This window comes from Leucobacter celer subsp. astrifaciens, assembly GCF_001273835.1.
Taxonomy (GTDB): Bacteria; Actinomycetota; Actinomycetes; order Actinomycetales; family Microbacteriaceae; genus Leucobacter; species Leucobacter celer.
On sequence record NZ_JHEI01000087.1, the window covers coordinates 1 to 296 of the forward strand.

Annotated in this window: 1 protein-coding gene; it reads left to right on the forward strand. The window is 64.5% G+C overall.

Annotation, left to right across the window (positions count from 1 at the left end; translation table 11 throughout):
- On the forward strand, window positions 1-294 hold a 294-nt coding region (locus AMS65_RS20775; protein ID WP_206541944.1), incomplete at its 5' end, for a hypothetical protein.
- Between the last annotated feature and the right edge of the window lie 2 nt (window positions 295-296).

Here is a 296-nt window from a genome sequence, read left to right on the forward strand (position 1 = left end):
CTGTCAGGCTCGTACGAGCAGGGCCCCTGGGGCTACACGGGTCCTCATTGTCGTCACTGTGCCGATGGGGTCTCCATCAACTTCCGCCAGGATCGGGCCGGAACCAGACATGACGAGGGCTGTTCGCGACGTCGCGTGGCGCACGAGGCGATGGCCGTGCCGATGTCGGGTGACAAAGTGGTTGAGGACGGCGATCCATCCGACAATGCCATGGGGAGACAGCGTGAGGACGTCAAGGGCCCCATCGTCAATGCGACCGTCGGCGACGAGAACGACGCCGCCGGGAAGTACTGAGC